Origin of the sequence: Serratia sp. T13T92, assembly GCF_047530105.1 — a bacterium.
GTDB classification, from domain to species: domain Bacteria; phylum Pseudomonadota; class Gammaproteobacteria; order Enterobacterales; family Enterobacteriaceae; genus Chania; species Chania fonticola.
In genome coordinates, this window is sequence record NZ_JBLJAK010000003.1 from 234,498 (window position 1) to 244,226 (window position 9,729).

Here is a 9,729-nt window from a genome sequence, read left to right on the forward strand (position 1 = left end):
GCGAGACCATACTCTCTATAGAGTGAGCTTTCTTGCCTCCTCTGCTTAGTGGTACTCAGCCTGATACACACTGGTAAGAGGTAAATAGCCAAATGATATCTCCTCTCAACTAGTGAATCGATGCACGCCGCGAGGTACTAGTGATGGGCTAGGCGCGGCGGGAGTTATCCGTTGTTGCATTAATAGTGCTTATCTGGAGAAAACGATACAGGCGGGAATAAATGAGGCGAACAAAAAACAAACACATCTACGTTTGCCTTGGCCTGGACATTCTGATCGGGTTCCTAAAGCTTTCACTGAGTCATCATTAATAAGAAAGAATCTGAATTTTGTAAAGATATTGCATGATTTAATCTTTTCAATGTTACCGGTAAAGTCAATTTAATTGACATGTTTCCATGTTGAATACTTTTCTTGTGTTTATTTATAAAAAAAATAACTCTATGAATTTATTTGTTTTTATGATTATTTTATATTTCAATTTAATTGTAATTTGTTTTTTTAACTATATGAGTTCCTGCATGTTTACAATTAAATTGTAAAATGTAGATCTATGCTGATTATCTGTAAGTAAGCTAATCTTTTTGTTTGTAAATATCCCTGTGCATTAATGAATTTAATCTACAGGATTAAAAAATATTGTTTTGGCGATTATTTGTCGGGGGCTATTATTGCCCATATCAAAAGTAGGGGGGCATCCTGTGTCGGTATGTATAGATTAGCCTATGCTATGAGTAGGGAAATAAATTTATAAATATTATTGTGCACTCAATAAATACGGTTACTGGCGTCGCGCTTGAATATTTGTGTCAGCCAAAATCAGGCTGTGATGTTTATGTCGTAAGAACATGCAGCGCCGAAGTTTTATTTGAAACCCTATCTGCCACTCGACCGGACTTACTCATTATTGATGGTGCGCCGAGGTGTCATTTCAACCTTATTCGTCAGTTGCGTGCGAACTGGCCAGCATTGATATTAATGGCGACGCAACACTATTTTTTATTTTCAGACAGAATGATGCAGGAGTATTTCGGGTGTCTACTTCTGAAGGAGTATGATGCCTTGCTGGCTGGTTTTCCCAATATATCTGCTACAGAGCACGTCGGCCTAGAGTTTGCGGGGCCAGAATGGGCAGGGTGTCAGAGAGTATCACTTACAGAAATTCCGCCTGAGGTGGTTCTTATAGAGATTAATCAGTGGTTGCGTCAGCGGCTTGCCGGTGTGGTTACCTCCCCAAAGGCGAGGGCCGTTGCGATAGACTTGCTGTCCCAAGGATACACACCAGCAGAAGCAGGAAAGTTGCTCGGACGAAGCCATCAGGTCATCTACCACCATCGCCAAGTGATAGAGAAAGCGCTGAGGCTGAAGAATCCGGCAATGGAGTTAATACCTTCGTTGACTTTCAGTGATGCCTGAAATATCACCACTTATCAATCGGAGGATTTTTTAATAATAAGTTTATAGTGCAGGTTGCTTTGTCGACAGTTAATAAAAACATAGGTGTTTAATAATTATTAAAGGCAGATGAATGCGCGCATTATACAATAACCACCAATTGCCTAGCACGCTGGTCCCAGGGGAGGTGGCGGAGAGATATTTTCTGCTTCTGGCAGCCGTTTGCACCCTACGGGGAAAAAATATGCGAAACGCCCTTAAGGATGTGTTAGTCAATGGTCTGTCTCGCCAAGAAGCCTGTGGGAAACATAGTGTGTCACAGAGTTATTTTTCGGTGAAATACCACCATATGCAAACAGTGAATCGAACCATTGCCCTGATGTATACGCCCGAGTTTATGACTCAAGACGAGTCGCAGGAAGAAAGCAAAGTATCTGAATAATAATACTGATATGAAAGCCAAAAAATGGAGTGAGTAGCGGTAATACGTTGATGTAGCTGTCCACCTATAATCCGACCACTATCAGTATTAACCCAGAAAACGTACCTGACAGCGCTGAATAGCTAAATACAAGGACCAAAAAACGAATATCAATCTCATAGCATTACTTTCTCGGAGACGATGCTGGCGATTGGAAATAATATCTCCAGCTCGGTCAAGATCAATCTTGGGCCGGGAAGCTATTATCCAGTTCCCTCCCAGTCATCAGTTTTGCCACCGTATTGCTTCGACAGGATACCGTCGTGTGGCCACTCACCTAGAGAATGTCGGGAAGCGGGCAGTCTGATATCTGGAACTTAACCTACGATAGCCGAACAAAAACTGGGATACCTAGTTACGGGGGATGTCATGATCACTATCGAGGATGAATTGGGAAATATCATCCTCTGGGGTCACCGGTAACCATCAGGGGTACAAGCGGTGAACATACTTTGAGCCTGGATCCCAAAACTGACATGACGGATCTGCAGAGCACGAATCTCAGTGTAACCCTGACAGTCAACTGACAGACCCCGATAAATCAATATGCTGTCCTGTCCAGAGTTTGGAAATCCCTTCTAGCAGTAATGCAGCTTGCCTTTAAGGCGCGATGACCGGCAGGGTCCTCCGTCCTTGATAAGGGCAGCAAATGATGTAAAGCCCATGACGAGCGAGCGAGAAATGAAAAATGTTGTTCTGCTGTGTGAATGCAGTTTTACCCGCACAGCGCTGGAGATGTTGTTGAAACCGCAAGCCCAGGTTTTCGGTACAGCTGACGTTGAGCAGTGCTGGTTGCATATGTCGCGTTCTCTGGACGGTGAGGTTGACCTGGTTATCTTGTCAGTCAGCAATTACAGGATTGATCCCCTGCTGCGTCTGGCAACCTTGATAGGTTGCTGCCACCCCTCTTGTCAGATACTGATGGACCTCAGTTCGGCTAGCATCCCGCTGCGGCATTTTTATCTCAACTTATTGAATAGCCATGTCGGGCTGATTGATTTAACCCAGACTGTGCTGGCGTTACAGAGTTTCATTGGGCAGGTGATATGCGGCGAGAAGATGTTATCAACCAGAGAAATTATCTGTGGGGAACTGCTGAACTGGCGTGAGCGTAAAGTTCTGCAGGGATTGATGAAAGAACTCAGTGCGCACGACATTGCCAAGACTTTGGCGCTGAGCGTCAAGACCATCAGTCATTACAAACGCTCTGGGTTAAGTAAGCTGGGCGCTCGTAATATTCAGGACCTGTTGATACCTTAGTTGGCAGTTACCTAGACGTCAGTGCCGCGATACAGTTACAGAATATTATTGTGCTCTGGTATATCAGAAGGCCACCACAGGTTACCGGGGTAATAGTATCAATGAGTGTGTCTATCAGGACTAGGTGTTTCAACGGGTAGATGTGGCAGGTATCGACGATAAATCGGGCATACTCGGTACCAAGAGCGCTATATGCCCATTGCGTCAGCTACTGCAAGGAAAGAGCCCCTGCTATCTGCACCGCCCTGGCGGAGATAATACCACTTCTGAACTTATTTTGCGGTATTTTCGCCTCCAGAACTTGAGTTAATTTGCAGCAGTGTACTAACTACTCACGGTTTGCATCTTGCTCGATTTGTCGTCGAAGGGTTTCGAGTACGCTATCTAGTACATACTGAACACGCCATGGCTGGTACTCACGTTTACGAAAGATAGCTATCAGATCCAGCCTCCATTCATACTTGTGGTTAAAGCAGGGGATAAAAATTCCTTGTTTAACATATTGTTGAAGGTTATCTTTATGGGCCAAAAATATTCCCAAATTATTTCTTGCAAGTTCAAATGCAGTTTGTGAATTATCGCAGATATAATTCCCCGTAACTCTGAATTCACGAGGTTCATCAGACTCATGAGGATAAAAACGCCAGATATTGGCATCATCAATCATCATTGAGTCGATAAGAATGCAGGAGTGACTCTCCAGCTCTTCTGGGCTTTTTATTGGATGTCTGTTTAAATATTCCTGTGTTGCATATGCGGTGACGGCATATTTTGTCAAATAACTAGCAACCAAATTTTCATCTTTTGGTAGCGTGTTTGTGATCAAAATATCGCAATCGTCTGGAAACTCGGCACCTTCAAAGAACTCATGGCGATTAAGGTTGTAAGTCTTCAAGTGAATGTGAATGTCACCAATATCCTTTATTTCATGAATAACACTTTTGGAAAGGTAAGAAATAATCCCTATTGGCCCATAGATAGTCACTCGCCCACGTTTTTCATGCTTATAATCAGAAATAAAATTAGCTAAATCTTCATGTTTTTCTAAGGACGCATTAATGAAAGGAACGAGGGCTTCGCCAAACTGAGTAAGAGCTAGATACCGGGTAGTACGCTCAAAGACTTTTAAACCGATACGGTTTTCGAAGTCAGAGAGGTGTTTGCTGACATTTGCTTGAGCGATCCCCAGCAATGTAGCTGTACCTCCAATACTACGAGTTTCGGCGATGACAGAAATGATTTTTAAATCTCTAAGTTTAAACTGTAGTTTTTTCATTACTTTCTGCCATTCTACAAGATTGAGCTTAATATTATGTAGCCAGATGTACTTAACTGGCAAGTTGTAAATTACTTAGCTTATCTCGTGCTACGGGTAAAGTGATGGGGTTATTTATCACATTTATCGTGTCTGGGCCCTAAAAATCGTTGAGCAGCATGACGTTAGTTATAGGAAGACATAAGGTGTCTCCTATAAATTTGATGCTGAGAAAAAGCTCAATCTATGAAACCTTGCAGTGAATTAAAATTAATTACTAGGCAATGAGCCTGTTTCATTTGTTGATTCGGTTCTTCTGACACTGACCTGCTCCCCATTGATTAACATACCCCCGATGTTTGTAATATATTCATAAGCAACATGAGGGTTCTCCCATGAAGAAGCGTTTTTCCGACGAACAGATCATCAGTATTCTCCGCGAGGCCGAAGTCGGGGTTTTGGCCCGTGAACTCTGCCGTAAGCACGTCATCTCCGACGCCGGCTTCGACACATGGTGTAAAAAGTTTGGCGGTATGGAAGTGTCGGAAGTTAAGCTTCTGAAGACTCTCGGGCGAAAGTACTGATGACAGACCAGAAGCTGGAAGTTGTGCTAGTGATGTGTGACGCGACAGCCCTGTCGTAACGTCGAGGCTGGTTTGTCGCTGTCAACATGCCGTTATGAGGGGCAGTTGATGCACGTTTATCCGGATGCATCACTGAATTAGCATTTGAACGCAGACGTTTTGGTTACCGGTGCATATGGCCGCTTCTGCGGCGTGAAGGGCTTCACGTTAATCACAAGCGGGTTAGCCGCCTACAGAGTATGTGGGTAAAGCGCACACGGCGCCGTACAGGACGGGTAGCAGAGCGTCTGCCGTAGCTACGTCCGGCGGCACCTCATCTGACCTGGTTAATGGACTTTGTCATGGATGCGCTCTCCAGTGGGCGCCGGATTAAGTGCCTGACGATCAGCGTCGCTCTCGGGATTTCAGGCCTTCAGATGACAGGCATTCTGTATTGAAGGACATCAGGCGCGGCAGACCGGTTATATCCGTTGCACACAAACAATGGGTATTATGGTCTACGCTACGCCCGTTTAATCCAATCATCAGGTTTTTCGCACCGTAAACTCCAGCGCCACGCCGATGAGCGTCATGTTTTTTACCGACTGAGATTCTGTTACCGGGATGAGGCTTCCCTGAAACTTAACCTTCTTCAGCGGTCCATTGATCACCAATTTGGCCCGTAGGTTGGGTAGGGACTGGGGGCAAATGGGGTAAATGACCCGTCCTTTGATAGCGACCGGGATCTTCCGCAGGTCAATTCGTTGCAAAACGCCAATCGAAGCATACAGCACCGCCACCGCAGTTATGGATACCAGCGGCCGCGGCGTCACGCTGATAAAATCCAGTAATAGCTCCGGTTTGAGGTAATGCAGGCCGTCATGAGGTACGGTGACGCCGGTGATTTCTGGCATCGCGAGAGTATTAGGCGAAGAGGATAAGTCTGTCATCGGGTCAGCCTTTGTCTGGAGTTGCCGCAGGAGCGTTAGTTTGCTCTCACTGAACATCCCCTCTACCAAACCTCCTTTTTTGTCTCTCAAGCAAGGGCGGATGCCAGATAATTTGAAAAACGGGATTCAGCTCACTCTTCTTCGCCCTTTAAAGGGGCTTTTGCCTAAACTCAAATGCTTGGTTGAGGTCTGCATCGTGTTGGCATCAATAGTGCCAATAGATAGCGCCATTAATAATCAATCTGAATAACTCAATTGATAATTAATCATGTTATCTTATATTTAAATAAGATTCTTCTTGTTTTATATTAAGTAATAACTTAGATATTAAGAATATACACCAATAAATACAGGATTATTTGCCTGTTTTAGGGAAGATTCTATTTGAACTATCAGAAAAATTAATCAATAATGGTTGTCATTCAAAATTTCAATCAGTTTTATTATAACTCATGTCAATTTAAACGTATTTGTTCACTACAGGTTCGGCACACGATTGGGGGCGGCGGCTTTGCTATCCGGCCTGCGCCATTGTGCCTTGATAAAAACCATTCCTGAATTAGGGGTGAATGATTTTATTTATAGCTTAAGCGTTATGAAAGAGATAGAAGTTATAAGTAATATCAATAATAGGCTCTCTGCACATATTGGCCTTGGCGTAGAGGATTATGGATTCACGTGATGGTTTAATTCGATGGCGGCTTTGCGGCTAGAAATTGGCAGGAATAGACGAAATAGCTAGGGAAAAATATCCATATGTTAAAAGGACGAACAAAACTTAGGCTGCTAGGGGGAGGCGTTTTAGTGGCGATTGCCATGCTGGCCTATTGGCATTTCAGCCAACCGCTACCTGCGGAGTTTAAAACGGTTAAGGTTACCCAGCGTGATTTTCAACAGAACGTTTTGGCGACTGGCCAACTGGATGCGGTACGTAAGGTTGATGTGGGAGCTCAGGTCAGCGGACAGCTGGAGAGCCTGAAGGTCGAGATTGGCGATAAGGTGCAAAAAGGCCAACTGCTCGGCGTGATCGATCCCCAACAGGCACGAAACAGCATTCGCGAAGGCGAGGCCACGCTACAGCAGCTGCAAGCACAGCTGCAACAGGCGCAGGCGGAGCAGCAACTGGCAGAGGTCACCTTGCAGCGTAACCGCGAGCTGGCCAAGGTGCAGGCGTTATCGCGCCAGGATCTGGATAAATTAACCACCGATCTGGCGGTGAAAAAGGCGCAGGTGGCAAACACCCGGGCGCAGATCGCCAAAAATCAGGCCAGCCTGGATACCGCCAAGATCAATCTGGCCTATACCCGCATTGAAGCGCCGATGGACGGTGATGTGGTGCAGATCACCACCTTTCAGGGCCAAACGGTGATCGCCGCACAGCAGGCACCCAACATTCTGACGTTGGCAGACATGAGTACCATGCTGGTGAAGGCTCAGGTTTCCGAGGCGGACGTGATCCACCTCAAGCCGGGGTTGAAAGCCTGGTTTACCGTGCTGGGCGATCCGAACACACGCTTTGAGGGCGTGCTGAAAGACATCCAACCCACCCCAGAGAAGGTCAATAACGCCATCTTTTATTACGCGCGTTTCGAAGTGCCCAATCCACAGGGATTGTTGCGCCTGCAAATGACCGCGCAGGTGCATATTCAGCTGGCTGGCGCCAGCGATGCGCTGGTTATTCCGCTGGTAGCGTTAGGGGAGCAGATCGCCGATAACCGTTACCACGTTGCGGTGCTGCAACAGGGCCAGAAACAGCTGCGGGAGGTGACGATCGGCATGCGTAACAACCTGGATGTGCAAATTGTCAGTGGATTGACAGCCGGTGAAGAGGTGATTGTCAGCCGCGGCGGCGTGGAGGACAGCTGATGGCCGCACTGTTGGAACTGAGTGATATCCGGCGTAGTTATCAATCCGGCGATCAAACCCTGGAGGTATTGAAAAGCGTCAGCCTGCGGATAGATGCCGGTGAGATGGTGGCGATCATCGGGGCTTCCGGCTCCGGTAAATCGACGTTGATGAACATTCTCGGCTGTCTGGACAAACCCAACAGCGGCATTTACCGCGTGGCCGGGCAGGACGTGGCCACGCTCAATGGCGATGCATTGGCTCAACTGCGGCGCGAGCATTTCGGCTTTATCTTCCAGCGTTATCATTTGCTGCCACATTTGAGTGCGGCGCATAACGTGGAGGTGCCTGCCGTTTACGCTGGGATGAATAACTCGGCCCGGCATGCCAGGGCGGCGGCCTTGCTGCAACGCCTGGGGTTAGGGGAACGTATCGCCTATCGGCCAAGCCAACTGTCTGGTGGGCAGCAGCAGCGTGTCAGCATTGCGCGGGCATTGATGAACGGTGGCCAGGTGATCCTGGCGGATGAACCAACCGGTGCGCTCGATAGCCACTCAGGTAAAGAGGTGATGACGATCCTCAAGCAGCTGTGCGAGCAGGGACACACCGTGATCATCGTTACCCACGATCCGGCGGTAGCGCAGCAGGCCGAGCGGATTATCGAAATCCACGATGGCGAAATCATTGGCGACTCTCGGCCACAGGCGCAGGGCAAGCCACAGGCCAAATCATTGGAACTGGCCACGCCAGCCCCGTCCTGGCAGCAGATGGCCGACCGTTTCCGGGAGGCGCTGTCGATGGCCTGGTGGGCGATGGCGGCCAACAAGATGCGCACCTTATTGACCATGCTGGGGATCGTCATCGGCATTGCCTCGGTGATCTCGATCCTGGTGATAGGGGATGCAGTCCAACAGCAGGTGTTGGCCGAGATCAAATCCATCGGCACCAACACCGTGGACGTCTATCCCGGTAAGGATTTTGGTGACGATGACCCAACCCTCCGCCAGGCGTTGAAATATGACGATCTGAGCGCATTGGATGCACAACCTTATATCAGCGCGCTTTCTCCCATGACTCGCAGCAGCATGCGTCTGCGCTTTGGCAATATCGATGTGGCGGCTAATGTGGCGGGCGTCAGCGAGCAGTTTTTCCGGGTGTACGGCATGGAGTTTTCCCAGGGAACGGCTATTGATGTCAGGCAGGTAGAGTCCCAGACGCAGACGGTGGTGATCGATACCAACACCCAGCGCCGTCTGTTCCCGCAACAAAAAAACGTGCTGGGTGAGGTGATCCTGATTGGCAATATGCCTGCGACCGTGGTGGGGGTGGCGAAGGAAAAGCAAACCATGTTTGGCAGCAGCAAGATGCTCAGCGTCTGGGTGCCTTATACCACGATGGCCAATCGCCTGATGGGCAACGACTACTTCGATTCTATCACCGTGCGTATCCGCGATGGCTATAACAGCCAGGAGGCAGAACAGCAACTGACGCGGCTGTTGACGCTGCGCCACGGCAAGAAAGACTTCTTTACCTACAACATGGATAGCCTGGTGCAAACGGCGGAGAAAACCACCCGTACGCTGCAACTGTTCCTGATCCTGGTGGCGGTGATTTCGTTGGTGGTGGGGGGTATTGGGGTGATGAATATTATGCTGGTCTCGGTAACAGAAAGAACGCGAGAAATCGGCATCCGCATGGCCGTTGGCGCTCGTTCCGGCGACGTTCTGCAACAGTTCCTGATTGAGGCGGTGCTGGTCTGCCTGGTGGGGGGGATTTTAGGGATCGTACTGTCGTTCACCATCGGCTTGCTGGTGCAGTTGGCGATGCCGGGCTGGCAGATCAACTTCCCGCCGGTGGCACTGCTGAGTGCGTTCCTGTGTTCCACCGGTATTGGTGTCGTGTTTGGTTATCTGCCTGCGCGCAGCGCTGCGCGGTTGGATCCGATTGACGCATTGGCACGGGAATAATCAGCCAAACCCT

The 9,729-nt window shown here is 48.2% G+C and carries 7 protein-coding genes and 1 pseudogene; 6 read left to right on the top strand and 2 right to left on the bottom strand.

Annotation, left to right across the window (positions count from 1 at the left end):
• The first annotated feature begins 762 nt into the window (after positions 1-762).
• From ACMV5I_RS06095 to ACMV5I_RS06105, 3 genes are all read left to right on the top strand, one after another.
• The gene (locus ACMV5I_RS06095; protein WP_414823882.1) at positions 763-1,416 is read left to right on the top strand and encodes a hypothetical protein; all 654 of its coding nucleotides are present in this window, start codon (positions 763-765) and stop codon (positions 1,414-1,416) included.
• 112 nt (positions 1,417-1,528) lie between these two features.
• Positions 1,529-1,837: a PapB/FocB family fimbrial expression transcriptional regulator gene (locus ACMV5I_RS06100; RefSeq protein ID WP_414823883.1), complete on the top strand. Its 309-nt coding sequence runs from the start codon at positions 1,529-1,531 to the stop codon at positions 1,835-1,837.
• Between the two features lie 720 nt (positions 1,838-2,557).
• Complete coding sequence (locus tag ACMV5I_RS06105) at positions 2,558-3,136, top strand: helix-turn-helix domain-containing protein (protein ID WP_414823884.1); 579 nt, start codon at positions 2,558-2,560, stop codon at positions 3,134-3,136.
• Between the two features lie 328 nt (positions 3,137-3,464).
• Here ACMV5I_RS06105 and ACMV5I_RS06110 read toward each other — a convergent pair whose 3' ends face one another.
• Positions 3,465-4,412 carry a LysR family transcriptional regulator gene (locus tag ACMV5I_RS06110; RefSeq protein ID WP_414823885.1) on the bottom strand — a complete coding sequence of 316 codons (948 nt, stop codon included), beginning with the start codon at positions 4,410-4,412 and terminating at the stop codon, positions 3,465-3,467.
• A gap of 374 nt (positions 4,413-4,786) precedes the next feature.
• Between ACMV5I_RS06110 and ACMV5I_RS06115 the strand changes: the two are divergent.
• Positions 4,787-5,406: pseudogene (locus ACMV5I_RS06115) on the top strand (transposase); the annotation flags it as partial.
• 93 nt (positions 5,407-5,499) lie between these two features.
• Here ACMV5I_RS06115 and ACMV5I_RS06120 read toward each other — a convergent pair.
• Positions 5,500-5,904 (bottom strand): dTDP-glucose pyrophosphorylase, encoded by a 405-nt coding sequence (locus ACMV5I_RS06120; protein ID WP_414823886.1) that lies wholly within the window; start codon positions 5,902-5,904, stop codon positions 5,500-5,502.
• A gap of 756 nt (positions 5,905-6,660) precedes the next feature.
• Between ACMV5I_RS06120 and macA the strand changes: the two genes are divergently transcribed.
• Complete coding sequence (macA, locus tag ACMV5I_RS06125; protein ID WP_414823887.1) at positions 6,661-7,770, top strand: macrolide transporter subunit MacA; 1,110 nt, start codon at positions 6,661-6,663, stop codon at positions 7,768-7,770.
• A complete protein-coding gene (macB, locus tag ACMV5I_RS06130; protein ID WP_121607842.1) occupies positions 7,770-9,716 on the top strand; it encodes a macrolide ABC transporter ATP-binding protein/permease MacB in 1,947 nt (648 codons plus the stop codon). The genes macA and macB overlap by 1 nt, the downstream gene beginning before the upstream one ends.
• Positions 9,717-9,729 lie beyond the last annotated feature (13 nt).